The sequence below is a fragment of the Lysinibacillus sp. PWR01 genome (assembly GCF_043359455.1).
GTDB lineage: Bacteria > Bacillota > Bacilli > Bacillales_A > Planococcaceae > Lysinibacillus > Lysinibacillus fusiformis_F.
The window spans coordinates 1-17610 of the sequence record NZ_JBHERJ010000087.1 but is presented as its reverse complement, the minus strand read 5'-3'; the positions used below and the strand labels follow the sequence as shown (position 1 = coordinate 17610).

Sequence of the window (17610 nt, the reverse complement as noted above, 5' to 3'; positions counted from 1 at the left end):
AACCCTTTTAGTTGTAACTAGAGGGTTTTCTTTTTGGAGATTTCATGTAAAAAGGTTGTACGAAAGGCAAGTCTTCTTTTATTATTATTAAGTATGAAAAAAGGAGAATGACGAAATGAATTCAAATTTAGAAAAAGATATACTATCGCGTCGTACTTTTGCCATTATCAGTCACCCTGATGCTGGGAAAACGACGATTACAGAAAAGCTTTTACTTTTTGGTGGTGCCATTCGTGATGCAGGTACAGTCAAAGGGAAAAAAACAGGTAAGTTTGCAACATCAGACTGGATGGAGATCGAAAAACAACGTGGGATTTCGGTTACTTCATCCGTCATGCAATTCGATTATAGCGGCTCTCGTGTGAATATTTTGGATACCCCTGGTCACCAAGATTTCTCAGAAGACACATATCGTACATTAATGGCTGTAGATAGTGCTGTCATGGTAGTGGATGCTGCCAAAGGGATCGAGGCTCAGACTTTAAAGCTATTTAAGGTTTGTAAAATGCGTGGTATTCCAATTTTTACATTTATTAATAAGTTAGACCGTCAAGGGAAAGAACCACTTGAGTTGATTGAAGAGCTTGAAGAGGTACTAGGTATCAACGCATATCCAATGAACTGGCCAATCGGTATGGGTAAAGAGTTCCTTGGTATTTATGATCGTTATAATAAACGCATTGAACAATTCCGTACAGATGAAGCTGAACGTTTCTTACCAATAGATGACAATGGAGAGCTTGCTGTGGAGCATCCAATGAAAGTGACTTCTTATTATTCACAAGCAATGGACGATATTCTCCTTCTAGATGAAGCTGGGAATGCGTATTCTGAGGAAAAAATTCGTCGTGGGGAATTAACACCTGTATTCTTTGGTTCAGCATTAACGAACTTTGGTGTTCAAACCTTCCTTGAAACATACTTACAATTTGCACCGACACCTCAGCCTAGAATTACTGAAGATGAGCAGTTCATTGATCCTGTGGAGCATAATGAGTTTTCAGGTTTTATTTTCAAAATTCAGGCCAATATGAATCCTGCCCACCGTGACCGTATTGCCTTTGTACGTATTGTTTCTGGTAAATTTGAACGTGGGATGAATATGACATTATCTCGTACTGGGAAATCCTTTAAAGTTACGCAATCTACACAGTTCCTTGCAGATGATCGTGAAACAGTAGATGAAGCAGTTGCCGGAGATATTATTGGTTTATATGATACAGGAACATACCAAATTGGAGACACTGTTGTAGGTGGCAAGAAAACATTCCAATTTGAAAAATTACCACAGTTTACACCAGAATTATTCGTACGTGTAACAGCGAAGAACGTTATGAAATCAAAGCAATTCCATAAAGGGATTTTACAATTAGTACAAGAGGGTGCCATTCAATACTATAAAACGCTGCATACAGAAGAGGTTATCCTTGGAGCAGTTGGTCAATTACAATTTGAAGTATTTGAGCATCGTATGAAAAATGAATACAATGTGGAAGTAAGAATGGAGCCAATTGGTTCCAAAATCGCACGTTGGATTGAAAATGAAGAGGATGTTAAAGAGTCTATGTCCTCAGGTCGCTCCATGCTCGTGAAAGACCGTTTTGACAATCTTGTTTTCCTATTTGAAAATGAGTTTGCTATGCGATGGTTTGCCGATAAAAACGAAAACATTAAACTTTATAGCCTTCTATAATCATGAAACACGAATCGACAATTTTGCGATTCGTGTTTTTTTGCAAGGAAAATTGACACTGTTTGTAGAATATATACATTATTAGGAAATGTAAGTTTCTTTTAAGGATAGTATTTTGCTAAAGGGAGCCTAGCTTATTTATAAAATAATCTCCTTTTCGGCTATCATAGAAAGGAAGAGGTAGAAAAAGGAGTTTGTTTTTATATGAATATTAGTCATTTTTCCATTAAAAGACCCGTCTTTACGATTGTTACTATGCTTTTTGTCATCATACTAGGTGGTGTCTCATTATTAAAAATACCGATTACGTTAATTCCAGAATTAAATCCTCCTATTGGTGTGGTTGTCACCTCATATCCTGGGGCAAACCCGACGGAGGTAAATGAGAAGATAACGAAGCCATTAGAGGCTACACTTGCCACCTTACCTGGCATCAAGAAAATCCAATCAACCTCACAAGAAGGCTCCAATTTAATTGTGCTTGAGTTCAACTGGTCCACTAATATGGAAGTGGTCCAACTTGATATTTTACAGCGAATTGATATGACCCCACTGCCTCATGATGCTGGCAAGCCTAGTTTTCTAAAGTTCGATCCGTCTCAATTTCCCATTATTCAGCTGTCTTTACGTGCGGAAAATAATCAAGTAGATGTACGTTTATTAGCTGAGCACTTAGAGAAAGAGCTGCTACGGACAGAAGGTGTTGCCAGTGTGAATGTTTCTGGCAAATTGATTGAAGAGATTCAAATAACATTAGATGAAGCAAAGTTAGTTGAAAAAGGCTTGACACAAACAGATGTGATGCAAATAGTTCAAGCGAATAATGTGTCGCTTCCTGGTGAGCCTGTTTCAACAGATGATGGCAAAATGCTATCAACACGTATTGTGAGTACATTATCATCACCTGAAAGCATAGCCGATTTAATTGTTTCGGTGAACCCTTTAACGGGCGAATCGCTAACCGTTGGTGATCTTGCAACCGTCGAGAGGACAGAACAACAATCTCTTACAACAACACGTGCTAATGAGCATCCAGCAGTCCTTATGTCTGTTTTACAGGAATCTGGTGCAAATACGGCAGAGGTTTCGAAGGAGTTTCAGAAGGCCTTAGAGGCATTACTAAAAAAAGAACAGTATAAAGGAATCACAGCAGATATTCTTGTTGATCAAGGTAATTATGTAGATTTAGCAATTAACAACATCGGCTCTTCCTTACTATTAGGTGGATTATTTGCGATGTTCATCCTATTTGTTTTTTTACGTAGTGTAAAGAGTCCGATCATCATTGGTGTTGCCATTCCTTATTCGGTTATTGTGACATTTGTGTTGATGTTTTTTGCGAATTTTTCCCTCAATATTATGACATTAGGAGCTTTAGCACTCGGGATTGGTATGCTTGTGGATAATGCCATAGTCGTTATTGAGAATATAGAAAGACACTTAGGATTAGAAAAGGACCCCATTACTGCAGCAAAGGAAGGAACAAAGGAAGTAGCCCTTGCGATTACAGCCTCCACTTTAACAACAATAGCAGTATTCATTCCTGTCATGTTCATCGAAGGATTGATTGGTCAAATTTTTACAGAGTTCGCCTTAACAATCTCGTTCAGCTTAATTGCATCTCTAGTAGTGGCGTTGACGGTCGTGCCGATGCTAGCAAGTCGACTTTTAAAAATGAAAAACAGTAATTTTTATGTAGAACGCAGTAAGTCCAAATTTTATGGGCATTACAAAAATTCAATTGTCTGGGTATTAAAGCATCGAATGCTCATACTAATTTTCACAGTAGTTTGCTTTAGTCTATCTTTATTTGGGCTGACTCGAATAGGTACTGAGTTTTTACCGCCTACCGATGAGGGCTTCACTTCTATAAGTGTCAATCTTGAAAAAGGTGTTGCTGTATCGGAAACAGAAAAGATTGTTAAGCAAATTGAGGAACGTTTGAAACAGGAAAAAGATGTGGATGTTTATGTTAGTTTAATTGGCGGTACACAACAATCTCAGGCACGTGGACAAACTAGCGCCAACCAAGCTGAAATGTATGTAAAACTTGTGCCATTAGCAGAAAGGCAACGTTCCATTTTCGAATTTGTGGAAGAGCTAGAACAAGATATACAGGGAGAGCTTGGAGAGCAAGGAGAAATTACTTTTAATGTATCAACAGCTACAGGCTCGTCACCACACACCTTAACATTCCGCTTAACAGACTCCGATGAACAAAGGCTACAGCAGACTGTTAAGAAAGTGCAGCAGGAACTTCTAGCGATTCAGCAAGTCACAAATGTCTCTACAGATTTAGATAATACTGTTCAAGAGATTCAAATTGAGGTTAATCGAGAAAAAGCAAAAGACTACGGTTTTGTTCCAGCACAAATCGCTCAAACCGTGAATCAAATGACAAAAGGTCAATTAACGTCCCAATTAATTACTGAGGACGGCGCAGTATTACCCGTTTATACAGGCTATGGACAGACATTTAATACTAGTATAGATGCGCTAAAAGCTATGCAGCTTCGTTCGCCAGCAGGCTTATTTGTAAAATTAGAGGAAGTGGCTACTGTATCTATAAAAGAGGGTCCCGTATCCATTCGTCGTTCTGATCAAGCAGCAGCAGTGGCCTTTTTTGTAGATTATGAAACAAAGGAATCGTTGGGAGGAATTTCTGCAAAAGTAGATAAAGCCTTAGAACAAGTCAATTTGCCACCTACCACTCAAGTTGTGTTCAGTGGGGATCGAGAGCTTTATGATAGTGCAATCGATGATATGCTATTAGCAGTGATGCTAGCAATCGTGCTTGTTTATATTGTGATGGCGGCTCAATTTGAGTCATTTAAGTATCCGTTTGTTATCATGTTTACTGTCCCATTAATGATCATTGGTGTGGCGATCGCTATGTTCGCAACACATACTTTAATTGGTGTGACCTCTGTTATTGGTATTTTAGTGCTTGTTGGAATTGTCGTGAATAACGGCATCGTACTTGTCGATTATATTAATCAGCAAAAGGCAATGGGTATGCCAGCTTATGAGGCAATATTACTCGCTAGCCAAGATCGTCTACGTCCGATTCTAATGACAGCGTTAACGACTATTTTAGGGCTATTACCACTCGCACTTGGCATTGGAGAAGGAACAGAGATGAACCAACCGATGGGGATTGCTGTAATCGGAGGGCTTGTGACTTCAACATTACTAACGCTGTATATTGTACCGATTATCTACAGCTTAATGGATAAAGAAACAAGAAAGATGCGCTAGATTCAAGGGGGAAAGAAAGATGAAGGTTCATTTTTTTACTGGTTTTCCTGGTTTCATTTCGAGTCAACTAATTCGAGCATTATTCCAAAAGAAACAGACACAACAAGTGATTGCGATCGTGTTGACAGGTGAAATCATCAAGGCACAAAAGGAAAAAAACAAACTGATAGAGGAGTTTCCTGACTGTTCGATTCGTATCGTGGAGGGCGATATTACACTACCAAATCTGGGGTTAGACAATCAAACCCTCAAAGAAATTGTACCGCAAATCGAAGTGCTTTGGCATTTAGCCGCTATCTATGATTTAGCTGTGCCACGTGATATTGCGTGGAAAGTAAATGTTCATGGGACAACAATGGTGAATGATTTTGTCCGCACCTTACCAAATTTACAACGCTATATGTATTTTAGTACTGCCTATGTAGCAGGTGCACGAGAGGGACTACTACGTGAAAATGAATTAATCCGACCTAAAACATTTAAAAATTACTATGAGGAAACAAAATATGAGGCTGAGCTTCGAGTAGAGGATTTAAAATCAGAATTGCCACTGACGATTATTAGACCTGGAATTGTGCGGGGGCATTCCGAAACGGGTGAAACCATTAAATTTGATGGCCCTTATTTCTTTTTAAACTTAGTGGAACGTTTAAAGGGTTTACCTTTTATTCCGTATATTGGTCAATCTACATCGACGATTAATGTAGTGCCAGTCGACTATATTTTAAATGCCTCTACTTTTCTGGTAAACGAGCAGGGTGCAGAAGGGAAGACACTTCATTTAACTGATCCAAATCCTCACCCTGTACAGGAAGTATACCGTACAATGGTGAAACTAGTTACGAACTCTTATCCAAAAGGACGTTTACCATTTATATTGGCGAAACTATCATTACAGCTTCCGTTTATTCGAAAAAAATTAGGTGTCGAACAAGAAACATTAGATTATTTAACATGGAATGCCACATTTGATACGACTGAAGCACATCATATTTTACAAAAGGGCGGTATTACATGCCCCGATTTTATACAGACGATGCCAAGAATGATTGAGTTTTATTTAGCACATAAAGAAGATAAGAGCTATCAAATTCAGATTAAGTAAAGAAAAAACATATAGATATTTTTGTCAGCTGTAAATGATAGTGCTATAATATTTGAAAGAAGATACCTTCGACAATTTGTCAAAGGGGAGTAGCTAACAGGCAATTAACTTTACCTGGTTTCACATTCGTCAAGACATGGTACTTACCATCGGGTGTGATAGTGAATGGCTCTATACGTATGACGTGTAGATTAATGTACCTTAAAGAAATAGGGTATGAATTTACTTAGCGAGACCTTTGCCTGAATTAGGGCAGGGGTTTTTTTCTTTTTGTAATTGGATGAAATGGTCATAGTGGGTATATAGAGCTTAGAGGAGGCACTAGAATGGAAGCAATTTTATTACAATATGGCTGGGTATTAATTGTCCTAGTTGTATTAGAGGGATTACTTGCAGCTGATAACGCGGTAGTAATGGCTGTTATGGTCAAGCATTTACCACAAGAGCAGCAAAAAAAGGCGTTATTTTATGGACTATTTGGGGCACTGATTTTCCGATTCTCCGCGCTGTTTGTTATTACGGTATTGGTAAATTATTGGCAAATACAAGCGGTCGGTGCTGCTTATCTATTGTTTATGTCTGCGAAAAATATATATGATTTGCGTAAACATAAGGATGAAGAAGAAGAACAAACTGAGAAAGCTGGAAAAAAGGGTTCTGGTTTCTGGTTAACCGTCCTAAAGGTAGAAGCGGCAGATATTGCTTTTGCTATTGATTCAATGCTTGCAGCCGTTGCAATTGCTGTAACTTTGCCACACTTAGGCGGATTTGATATTGGCGGTATCAATGGCGGGCAGTTTATTGTGATGCTCCTTGGTGGATTTATCGGCGTTATTATGATGCGTTTTGCAGCACAATGGTTTGTAAAAATATTAAATGATTATCCTTCACTTGAAACAGCGGCATTTCTAATCGTTGGCTGGGTAGGTGTGAAGCTGGTTGTCTTAACATTGGCTCATGAAAAGGTAGGGATATTACCTAAGGAATTTCCACATTCCACTGCATGGGAGTTAACCTTCTGGATTGTCCTAGTAGGTATTGCATTTGCAGGTTATTTAGTCGGTGTTCGAAATAAAAAATAAGTACATGAACGTTAGGGGAATAGTTATCACTATTCCTCTTTCTTTTTTTATGTATTTTTTCTATACTATAATCTATCTAGTTGGGCATCATATGTGGGAGGAGTTGTTAAAGTGCCTTGGAAAAAATCATCAAATAAACTAGTCACACCATTTCAGGTACTTGTTTCTTATTATTTTATAGCCATAGCGATTTCCTTCCTGTTATTACGGCTTCCAGGCGTTCATCAAGAAGGTGTAAAAGTTTCTTTTTTAGATAGTTTGTTTACGGCAGTCAGTGCAGTAAGTGTCACGGGGTTAACGACGATTAATATTTCGGAAACTTATACGACCTTTGGGCTTATAATGATTCTTGTTATTTTACAGTTAGGCGCCATTGGTATTATGTCACTTGGTACCTTTGTGTGGTTGCTAGTTGGGAAAAAAATTGGCATGCGTGAGCGCCAGTTAATCATGATAGATCATAACCAGTACAGTGTCTCTGGTGTTGTTAAATTAATACGCGAAATTTTAAAAATTTTATTTGGCATTGAATTAGCAGGTACGATTATTTTAACGCTACATTTTACCAATTACTTTGATACATTAGAAGAAGCCTTTTTACATGGAATTTTTGCTTCTATTTCTGCTACAACAAATGGTGGTTTCGATATTACGGGAATGAGCTTACTGCCATTCCATGATGATTATTTTGTACAAATGGTTACCATGGTACTGATCGTATTAGGAGCTATCGGCTTTCCAGTATTAATTGAATTGAAGACTTTCTTACTTAATCGACGCGAGAATTTTCGTTTTAGTTTGTTTACTAAAATTACTACTTCAACATACGCCATTTTATTTATAGTTGGTGCGCTTGTCATTTTACTCCTTGAATCTTTCCATTCTTTTAAGGAAATGTCTTGGCATGAAGCACTATTTTCAGCGATGTTCCATTCTGTATCAACAAGATCAGCTGGATTGACAACTTATGATGTCACGACATTTAGCGAAGCAACCGATATATTTATGAGCTTCCTGATGTTCATCGGTTCTTCACCAAGTTCAGTTGGTGGAGGGATTCGTACCACAACTTTTGCCTTGGCCATTTTATTCTTAATTACCTTTGCTAGGGGAAGAGAGGATATTCAAGTATTTGGTCGAGAAATTCATTTAATTGATGTTTTCAGGTCATTTGTCGTTATTTTATTAGCCTTTTTCATGGTGTTAGTTGCAACCCTTATCTTGCTTATAACAGAGCCACAAGCATCCCTTATTCAGATTATTTTTGAAATCACATCAGCGTTCGGTACATGTGGGATGTCGTTAGGAATAACATCCGATTTATCAGTGATTGGTAAAATCATTATCATTATTTTAATGTTTATTGGTCGAGTTGGATTAATTTCATTCCTTTACACACTTGGGGGTGGAGGAAGAGGTAAAAAATCAGGCTTCCACTATCCAAAAGAAAGAGTAATTATAGGGTAAATCTTAAGGAGTATATGATGCTTAATAGGTAATCATCCCATCGTATACTCCATAAAAAGTATAAAAACATGAAGTTGTCATAAAATATTCAAAAAATTTAAAATTATTTTTCCTGATTGAACAATTCATTTTTTGGGTATTTTTACAAAGTTTTAACAGTTTTTGTTTAAGTAATTTAGCCTATATTGATAGGGCTAGCTATGAATACTTAACTAACGGAACGAATGATATGGAGAAAGAACAAATTTTACAGTCTTTATTGTTACTTTGAGGATTTAAGAATGTTTTAAGTAAGAAAAAAAGCTAGTCCTGATAATTATTACAGGACTAGCTTTTCTTATTATTTAGAGTAGATTGTTGCAAAATAGGGCGCTTGACCATGACGGAAATAGGTTAACAGATAGCCATTTTTTGGTACAATTTTGCCATTTATGAAATCTTGATAGTCAAGAGAGTGGGGGATGATCAAGGTATGCTTAAACAACTCTTTTTCAGATAACTTAAAGTTAGCAAATTCCTCACCAGCGATAGCTGGATTTTCTCGTAAGGCATGGTAAAGGGCCTTTTGTTGGTCTTCTGTTGGACGTTCATTCCACCATAGCTTCCGTGGTTGGAACTGCTGAGCCATTAAATAATCAAGCTGCATTAAACTCTGGACAATGTTTAAATTCACATTTTCAATAGTTTCTAAAAACATTAATAAACGGCGGAATAAATCTTCCAGCTGATAGCCAATACGAGACCAGCCTTTTGTTTCCCAATACGTCCCAAAATTCTGGAAGAAATCAAATGGTGTATCAAAGACCTCTGTCACTAAGTATTCAATCGTATGATCCATACGGTGATCATTCCAATACTTCTCAAGAACATCCTCAGCATGTTTAATGCGAACGATATCATCAAATGTTAGAACATTATTTGAAAAGATTTCGTAAGGAGATAGATCCACATAGGTATAGCCAAACTTTTCAGCTTCTAAACGAAGACCAGTACCGCGTAAAAGCTTTAAAAATCCAAGCTGCAATTCCTCTGGCCGCATTGCAAAAACATCATTAAATGTTTGACGGAAGCTTGCATAATCTTCCTCTGGCAATCCAGCAATTAAATCTAAATGTTGATCTATTTTTCCGCCATCTTTCACCATTGTTACTGTTCGCTTTAGTTTTTCAAAGTTTTGACGACGTTTCACAAGAGTATTTGTTAAATCGTTCGTCGATTGAACACCTATTTCGAAACGGAACAAACCTTTTGGTGCATTGTCATTTAAGAATTGAATTACTTCAGGACGCATAATATCGGCCGTGATTTCAAATTGGAACACAACGCCAGGTTTGTGTTCATCAATTAAAAATTGGAACATTTCCATAGCATAGCTACGGCTGATATTGAAGGTACGATCCACGAATTTAATTGTTCGAGCTCCGTTATCCATTAAGAAACGAATATCCTCTTTTATTTTTTCACGGTTGAAGTATCGGACGCCCACTTCAATAGAAGATAAACAAAATTGGCAGCTAAATGGGCAGCCTCGACTTGTTTCAATATATTGAATTCGTTTACCTAGATAGGGAAGATCCTCCTCGAAACGAAAAGGACTTGGTAATTCACGCAAATCAATTTTAGGTGGCATAGCGTGAATCTTGACTTTCTCGCCCTCCAAATAACAAATACCAGGAACATCTTCCAGTAAAATTTCACCATGGAAGTAGCGCAGTAATTGTTTAAATGAAGTTTCTCCTTCACCCATCACAATGAAGTCTACCTCAGGTATTCGACGTAACCAATGGTGAGAATCATAAGAAACCTCAGGCCCCCCGAGCAAAATTTTAACATTTGGACAGACCGTTTTTAACATTTTAATAACGTGAATCGTTTCTTCGATGTTCCAAATATAGCAACTAAATCCAACAATATCAGGTTTTTTTTGGAATAAATCTGATACAATATTAAAAGCAGGATCTTTAATAGTATACTCTGCTATAATTGGGTTAAACTCCGGTAAAGCTGCGCCTTTTAAATAGCGCAATGCTAAATTTGTGTGAATATACTTTGCATTTAAAGTAGTTAAAATAGTATTCATGCAATAATCTTCCTTTCAACATCCTATTGTAGCAGTCAAGTATCTGACATACAATATAATTCATTTTACCTATTTATTTTGTGAACGGTTCGTGAAATAATTTAAAATACTTAAATTTACTAAATTTTGTAATAATAGAATCGTGCGGTCATAAAGTATAGTAAAGACTCAAAATTCGATTTAGAGGTTTTTTACTCTTTTGAAAGGTTCGGTGAGAAAGTTGAAGCAAAATGATATTAATCAATGTTTTGGAAATCTTATGAAAAGTACTTCGTCACCAACACTTATACTCAATAAAGCAGGGAAAATTTTGAACGTCAATGAGGCTGCTATCAAACTTTTTAATCTTAATTTAACGTATATTGGCTATTTAGCTATGGACGAGCCATCTAATTTTAAATGGACTAAGTTCGTCAAACAGTTACAAAATGATTTACGTTCAGAAGAAATTTTCAATATTCGCACAGTTGGAAATGACTACGAAATGTTATCTTTCAAATGTTTTTACGATCCCAATACAGAAGAAATCGTTGCGCAAATTTCAACATTAAATGATGATGTTGCTCATAAATTATATGTTAGTCAAGCACATGAGAGAGCGCAATCTTTTAATGCCTATGATTACTTACCTTATGCTGTCATTGTTAGTGACGCTAGCGGTATTATTCTTGGGCTTAATAAATATGCAGAAATGTTTCTGAAAGTTGAAAATTCGCAGCTCCTTCATAAAGCGCATCAACATATATTCGATTCATTTACATTGAAAAAAGGACAAATTACATCCTACCTATCTAAACTAATGGGTGAAAAACATGCAAGCATTCATGTAGTCGATGAAACACAAGTGAGCAGAACTTGCTATTATGAAATTTCCAGTATTTTCGATGAATACAATAATATTATTGTCACTGTTATTAATGATGAAACAGAAAAAAAGCAACTTCAGCATAAAGTCGAGCATCAGCAAGCATTAAATGTTGTTGGACAGATGGCTGCGAGTATTGCGCATGAAATTCGTAACCCATTAACTTCTTTAAAAGGTTTTACGGAATTACTAAAGTTGAATGCTGATGATGAATCACGCATGTATCTCTCTGTTATTGACAGTGAGCTTCAACGGATGGAACAAATCTTATCCGAACTTTTAGTATTGTCCAAGCCAACAACGATGAAAGTGGAATTATTAGAACTGGATCATATTGTAAAGCAAGTCATTGAGTTTATGCTACCAGATGCACTTATGAAAAATATTATGATTCAGTATATTTCTACTTCTAATCAAGTATATATTGGCGGCAACGAGAATCGATTAAAGCAAGTGCTGATGAACCTGATCAAAAATGCAATGGAATCCATGAATAATGGCGGTACGATTACCGTCGAAATGGCAACAAATGACTGTGCGATTGTCGAACTTATGATAAAAGATGAAGGTGTTGGCATGGACAGCACGACACTTCAAAACCTATTCCAGCCTTTTTACACGACAAAATCAACAGGGACAGGACTGGGCCTTGCTTTCGTGAAAAAGGTGATTGAAGAGCATGAAGGTGTAATAGGCGTTAGTAGCGAATTACAGAAGGGGACATGCTTCCATCTGCAGTTTCCAATTTACACATTTAATCAGATGGATACAATGGAAGTATCCACAAAAGATTCTGCTTATTTAGTAACATAAAGAGAGTAAAAATGGTTGCATAATGAGCAACAAAACCTTCTAAATCGTATATTGCTTTTGACAATGCTTTTCTAATGTCGCTATAATGTCATGTATAAAGAGCGAAGTGAGAGGAAAAGAATATGCCGTCAGAAGATCTAAAACAATCTTTAAAATTATATATTGTATTATCACGTGCACTAAAATCAATTAATGAGACAACACATCAATTATTTCAGGATAATGGTTTAAACCCAACTGAATTTGCTGTTCTAGAGCTTCTCTATCATAAAGGAAGACAGCCATTACAGCAAATTGGCAATAAAATTTTGTTAGCCAGTGGGTCTATTACGTATGTCATTGACAAGCTGGAGAAGAGAGGTTACTTATTACGAGTATCTTGTCCTGCTGATCGTCGTGTTACGTATGCAGAAATCACCCCAGAAGGTGAAGCATTTATGGGAGAGCTGTTCCCAAAACACGAACAGCATTTGCATGAATTAATGAGTGTGCTATCACCAGAAGAAAAAGAACAAGCTATTACGTTGTTGAAGAAAATAGGCCTTTCTATAAAGGATTTATCTTATTAAAAAAGTTGTCTCATTGATTTGAGACAACTTTTTTTGTAGAAAGGGAAGGACGATAGACATGGTCTATCGTCCTAAGTATTTTATTATTTTTTAGATATAGTTGCTGCCATATTAAGCATAGCATCTGTTAAATCTTGTTCATCATTATCATGAATTGTTAATTTTGTAATGAGACCATCTTTTTCAAGAACAACCCCAATTACTTTCTCAGTATCGTAGTCTACAACATAACCCTCGATATTTTGAACATCTTTGAATGCAGCTAATTCATCAGCAGTTAATGCTACTGTATCACCCACAGCATTCATATAATCTTGCATAGTTGTTTTTACTTCTTCAAAGCTCGATTGTGAAGCTTCAATCGTCTCAATACGCATAAACACTTCATCATCATTATTTGACACTAACATGTCTTTACCAGGCTCTTCTTGTGTCAGTGTAAAACCAGGAAGCTGTTGTAGTTTATAGCTTTGATTAACACTTGCTGATTCAGTTGCCTTTTCTGTTTTATCTACACCATTTTGGACGTATTTCACATCCTGTTGTGGCTGTTTAGAAGTATCCTCTGTATTTGTATCATTTGATGCAGGAGTATCTTCTTCTTCTTCCTCATTTGATTCACCTGCTGTATCATCTCCAGATGGTTTTTGATCGGCACCAGTATTAGATGGCTCATTTTGTTGAGCATCTGAATCCCCTGTTTTATCAGATGTATTACAACCTACAACTAATACGGCTGCTAGTAATAATGCAAGAATAGAAACTAATTTTTTTTGCATAAAAAACCCTCCTTTTCTAAATTAAACGTCAGTAAAGATAAAATGTTTCCAAATTTTAATGTTATGATGTTAAAGGCAACACTAAAAATAATAATAGTACAAAAACGACATGAGCTACAATAACAAGTGGCATACTTTTACGCCATTCATATAAGAAGCCCCAAATAATGCTTGTTACAAGTGCGGCAATGACACCAAGCATGAATCCGCTTAGGGCAATTGATATAGCACATAATACTGCGGTAACTATGACAGCCAACGTTGGGCGCATAAAGCGTTTTAACTGCTGTTGGATATAACCACGCCAAAATAATTCTTCACCTATGGCAACGATAAATACGAGTAAAACATAGTGCCAAATATTTTGTGGTCCATAGCTTGCTAAAAATTTTTGAACGGATTGTACTAAGTTATTATTAATATATGGAGCGAGCCAGTAACCGAAGCGAATAATACCATATGTGATGGTACCGTATCCAATACCAAAGAGTAAAAATTGCCATGTAGGTAATTGATCTTCAATGGAGCCAGCTAAGATGGCAATGGCAATACATACTAGTAAAGTGAATGCATACATGTACCAAAATACCGCTTGGTTAGCAAAGGTAAAAGCAAGCATGCCATAAACGAATAATAAAGAAAGGAGAAATAGTATTGTTTGTTTCGAATTTGTTAGCATATTCGACCTCCATACCTTAATCTTATCAAAAAAATAGTCCCTTATCATCTATTAAGACAAAAAGGGACTATTCAGACTATTAAGCTTCATTAGTATATAAAATTTTATAACGTTTATGATTGACGACCGTTTTCTCTTCAATTTCTAGGGAATCAAAATTCTCCATATATGTTAAATTAACAATCACCGAATTTTCATTTACCTTTTCTACAATACCTTGGAGACCATTTTTAAACTCGATAATATTTCCAACTTCAGCTATTTTCACAGACAGTCAGCTCCTTCATCGACTAATAATATACAGTTTGCATGAAAAATTGGTAAACGTAAAGCTTTTTTTAAATAATTCATAATTTATTACACAAATAATGAAAAGAGAGGAATAAAGTAAATGGAAAAATACGAAAATATGCTTAAACAATTACAAAATGGGGAAAGAGAAAGTATTGAAATTCAAAAGGAAGAATTTTACGAATTTCGCGAAATACTTGTAAGGCATCCATTATTTAAACATTTCAGAGGTGAGGCCAAGCAAAATGGACGGATTATCTATACTTATACTGAAATTCCAAGAAGTTAATTTGTCGAACATTGTCGTAAGTTAATGCTGTAAGAAATGAAATATAAATGTATAATAATGGTATGATTATTTGTGTGTGGAGGGTTGTATGAATGGTCAATCTACTCTTGAAACAAATGGAACAAACTCGTGAGATGATGATTCGCTCAGGTGTAGAAAACGGGTTGCAAAATGCAAAAACCATTCAACTGAGTCGCAGATTAGATCAGTTAATGAATACTTATTATAGACAGATGGCATTTGAAGAAGAAAAAGACCAAGAAGACTAAAAAGATTGTTCCAGTATTCAGAGTAAAAACATTTTAACATATATGTTTAAAATGCATTTCAATGGGGAATAACTTACTATGAACACAGCAACATTCTCATTTCCCCCTTTAGAGCAGTGATCCCCCAATCACTTGCTCTCTTTTTTTTGCTTATTCGGTATATATGCCTTACATATAAATTTTAGTACAAGTTGTGGGAAGAGTTTGAATTATTTCATTCATTCACCTAAACTGAAAAGATATAGAGTTGAACTCTCACTGAGAGTGCATACATTCTAAAACAAAGGAGCATGTACATATGACAAAGAAACGTATTGCATTTATTGGAACTGGTGTAATGGGTGCTAGTATCATTAAGCATTTATTAAAAAATGGTCATGAAGTAACCGTCTATACGCGTACGAAAGAAAAAGCAGAGCCTCTTGTTGCTTTAGGGGCGTCATGGGCAAGCTCGCCTGCGGAAGCATTTAGAAATCATGAAATTGCCTTTACAATGGTAGGCTATCCTTCAGATGTAGAGGAAGTATATTTTGGGGAAAATGGCCTTTTCCAAACAGCTGAACAAGGCAACATTGTCATTGATATGACAACTTCAGAGCCATCCTTAGCAATTAAAATTTATAAGCATGCTCAATCAATCGGTGTTGAGGCTTTAGATGCCCCTGTTTCTGGTGGCGATATTGGTGCACAAAATGGCACTTTGTCTATTATGATTGGTGGCGATCAGGATACATATGACAAGGTATTGCCAATTATGAAGCAATTTGGAGGAAATATAGTTTATCAAGGTGAAGCAGGTACAGGGCAGCATACAAAAATGTGCAATCAAATTGTCATTGCTTCTGGTATGATTGGGGTGTGTGAATCATTAGCTTATGGACTAAAAGCAGGATTGGATTTACCTACCGTATTACAATCGATATCGTCAGGTGCAGCAGGGTCATGGTCTTTAAGTAATTTGGCCCCACGCATGATGAAAGAAGATTTTACACCAGGCTTTTATATTAAACATTTTGTAAAGGATATGAAAATAGCTTTAGATGAGTCAAACAGAATGGGCATCACATTACCTGGACTAGCGTTAGCCTATGAAATGTATGAGAAATTAATCGCAGAAGGCTATGGTGATAATGGTACACAAGCACTCTTAAAGTTTTATAAATAGTTAGCGATTCAATTATGGATAGAAACCTGAAGCCCCCTTATAAATGGGAGACTTCGGGTTTTTTATTTACTCTTTACCAAAAAGTTGAGAATCTAAGGAGAAGCTAGATGCTCCTGCTAAAGCAAAGTAAAGAGCGATGGCTCCTAAAGCTAAATCTAATTCATAACCAGCCAATCCATCAGCTCCGATAAAGCCGATACTAAGCTTTGCTGTAAAGATAGCCACGATCATTGTAATGGTTAGTAAAGCACCAAAAATTCTTGTTGCTAAACCTAAAATAATAGCAATTCCACCGACTAATTCAATAATCGCCACGATATACGCCATAAATCCTGGTATACCTAGACTATCAAAGAAGTCAGCTGTATAGCTGATACCGCCTTGGAATTTTTGAAAACCATGCACGGCAAAAATAATGCCTAGAACTACACGTAAAATAGTTGAACCAATATTTTGCATAATAGAGTAACTCCTTTTCTTATACTTACAATTCGTAACTTAGTTTATTTTTAAAAATAACTTTTGTCAAGTAACTTAATGTTTTTTTAGAACAGGTTTTTTAAAAAAAGTGATATACTGTTAAATAGGAACTAATTACAAAAGGGGGTTAGTCATTTGGATCAAAAAAATATTTGTCCACGTTTTGAAAAAGCACTCATGATATTAAATCATCGGTGGAATACCCTACTTATTTATCAGCTACTGGATGGTCCACAAAGGTACTCAACCATTAAAAATCAGCTGAATATTAGTAGTCGTGTATTAACAGAACGTTTAAAGGAGTTAGAGACTGAGCAAATTGTGCTACGTACAGTAATTCCATCCACACCAGTCGTCATTGAGTATGAACTTACGGAAAAAGGTTATGCTATTGCACCTGTGCTAAAAGCGATTGAACAATGGTCCTCTGAATGGGTGACGATAGATATAGAATGAGAAAAAGGTATTCAAGCGAGGGGCTTGAATACCTTTTTATCGTGTTGAAAAACAAACAATCATTAGAATTTTTGTGAAAGGTGAAAATGGATTTCCGTTGCAAGCTACTGTGAACTGACCCCAATAAATCTCCATACAGGGGCTCACCTATCTCGCTATCCCACGGGAGTCAAGTAGCCTTCCGCTTCACCCCCGCAAAATGTAATTTTTTTAGCAAAGGTTTTCAAATAATGTGAAGGTGTTCACTCCTCTTTATGGAGGGGGGTGTCA

The 17610-nt window shown here is 36.4% G+C and carries 16 protein-coding genes; 11 read left to right on the top strand and 5 right to left on the bottom strand.

The genetic code is table 11. The annotated features are described in order from the left end of the window. Positions 1 to 115: 115 nt before the first annotated feature. The 5 genes from ACEVFT_RS19350 to ACEVFT_RS19330 all read left to right on the top strand — a co-directional run bounded on the left by ACEVFT_RS19350 (position 116) and on the right by ACEVFT_RS19330 (position 8605). Complete coding sequence (locus tag ACEVFT_RS19350) at positions 116 to 1693, top strand: peptide chain release factor 3 (protein WP_205441508.1); 1578 nt, start codon at positions 116 to 118, stop codon at positions 1691 to 1693. Between the two features lie 204 nt (positions 1694 to 1897). Further along, complete coding sequence (locus ACEVFT_RS19345; RefSeq protein ID WP_393951032.1) at positions 1898 to 4951, top strand: efflux RND transporter permease subunit; 3054 nt, start codon at positions 1898 to 1900, stop codon at positions 4949 to 4951. A 19-nt stretch (positions 4952 to 4970) separates the two neighbouring features. Continuing rightward, on the top strand, positions 4971 to 6056 hold the full coding sequence (locus ACEVFT_RS19340; protein WP_393951031.1) for an SDR family oxidoreductase: 1086 nt from the start codon (positions 4971 to 4973) through the stop codon (positions 6054 to 6056). Between the two features lie 326 nt (positions 6057 to 6382). Next, on the top strand, positions 6383 to 7138 hold the full coding sequence (locus tag ACEVFT_RS19335) for a TerC family protein (protein WP_205441514.1): 756 nt from the start codon (positions 6383 to 6385) through the stop codon (positions 7136 to 7138). 111 nt (positions 7139 to 7249) lie between these two features. After that, complete coding sequence (locus tag ACEVFT_RS19330) at positions 7250 to 8605, top strand: TrkH family potassium uptake protein (protein WP_205441516.1); 1356 nt, start codon at positions 7250 to 7252, stop codon at positions 8603 to 8605. A gap of 340 nt (positions 8606 to 8945) precedes the next feature. Here ACEVFT_RS19330 and ACEVFT_RS19325 read toward each other — a convergent pair whose 3' ends face one another. Next, entirely contained in the window at positions 8946 to 10685 is a 1740-nt protein-coding gene (locus ACEVFT_RS19325) for a B12-binding domain-containing radical SAM protein (protein ID WP_393951030.1), read from the bottom strand. 310 nt (positions 10686 to 10995) lie between these two features. Between ACEVFT_RS19325 and ACEVFT_RS19320 the strand changes: the two genes are divergently transcribed. Together ACEVFT_RS19320 and ACEVFT_RS19315 are read left to right on the top strand one after the other, a co-directional pair. Continuing rightward, positions 10996 to 12363, top strand: a complete 1368-nt coding sequence (locus tag ACEVFT_RS19320) for an ATP-binding protein (RefSeq protein ID WP_393951029.1) — start codon at positions 10996 to 10998, stop codon at positions 12361 to 12363. 122 nt (positions 12364 to 12485) lie between these two features. After that, entirely contained in the window at positions 12486 to 12932 is a 447-nt protein-coding gene (locus tag ACEVFT_RS19315) for a MarR family winged helix-turn-helix transcriptional regulator (RefSeq protein WP_205441522.1), read from the top strand. Between the two features lie 83 nt (positions 12933 to 13015). Here the strand turns inward: ACEVFT_RS19315 and ACEVFT_RS19310 are convergent, their stop codons facing one another. The 3 genes from ACEVFT_RS19310 to ACEVFT_RS19300 form a co-directional block, all read right to left on the bottom strand. Further along, on the bottom strand, positions 13016 to 13711 hold the full coding sequence (locus tag ACEVFT_RS19310) for a hypothetical protein (RefSeq protein WP_393951028.1): 696 nt from the start codon (positions 13709 to 13711) through the stop codon (positions 13016 to 13018). A gap of 61 nt (positions 13712 to 13772) precedes the next feature. Then, positions 13773 to 14390 carry a CPBP family intramembrane glutamic endopeptidase gene (locus tag ACEVFT_RS19305; RefSeq protein ID WP_205441534.1) on the bottom strand — a complete coding sequence of 206 codons (618 nt, stop codon included), beginning with the start codon at positions 14388 to 14390 and terminating at the stop codon, positions 13773 to 13775. 79 nt (positions 14391 to 14469) lie between these two features. Continuing rightward, positions 14470 to 14658, bottom strand: a complete 189-nt coding sequence (locus ACEVFT_RS19300; RefSeq protein WP_004224583.1) for a YkvS family protein — start codon at positions 14656 to 14658, stop codon at positions 14470 to 14472. 123 nt (positions 14659 to 14781) lie between these two features. On the opposite strand from ACEVFT_RS19300, the gene ACEVFT_RS19295 reads away from it, so the two are divergent. The 3 genes from ACEVFT_RS19295 (at position 14782) to ACEVFT_RS19285 (ending at position 16404) form a co-directional block, all read left to right on the top strand. Then, positions 14782 to 14970, top strand: a complete 189-nt coding sequence (locus ACEVFT_RS19295; protein ID WP_205441536.1) for a hypothetical protein — start codon at positions 14782 to 14784, stop codon at positions 14968 to 14970. A 92-nt stretch (positions 14971 to 15062) separates the two neighbouring features. Then, positions 15063 to 15239, top strand: coding sequence for an aspartyl-phosphate phosphatase Spo0E family protein (locus ACEVFT_RS19290; protein ID WP_004224595.1), 177 nt, complete (start codon positions 15063 to 15065; stop codon positions 15237 to 15239). A 298-nt stretch (positions 15240 to 15537) separates the two neighbouring features. Continuing rightward, the gene (locus tag ACEVFT_RS19285) at positions 15538 to 16404 is read left to right on the top strand and encodes an NAD(P)-dependent oxidoreductase (RefSeq protein WP_393951027.1); all 867 of its coding nucleotides are present in this window, start codon (positions 15538 to 15540) and stop codon (positions 16402 to 16404) included. Between the two features lie 66 nt (positions 16405 to 16470). Here ACEVFT_RS19285 and ACEVFT_RS19280 read toward each other — a convergent pair whose 3' ends face one another. Beyond that, the gene (locus ACEVFT_RS19280; protein ID WP_205441540.1) at positions 16471 to 16863 is read right to left on the bottom strand and encodes a DoxX family protein; all 393 of its coding nucleotides are present in this window, start codon (positions 16861 to 16863) and stop codon (positions 16471 to 16473) included. A 156-nt stretch (positions 16864 to 17019) separates the two neighbouring features. On the opposite strand from ACEVFT_RS19280, the gene ACEVFT_RS19275 reads away from it, so the two are divergent. After that, a complete protein-coding gene (locus ACEVFT_RS19275; protein ID WP_016992449.1) occupies positions 17020 to 17340 on the top strand; it encodes a winged helix-turn-helix transcriptional regulator in 321 nt (106 codons plus the stop codon). The last annotated feature ends 270 nt before the right edge of the window (positions 17341 to 17610 follow it).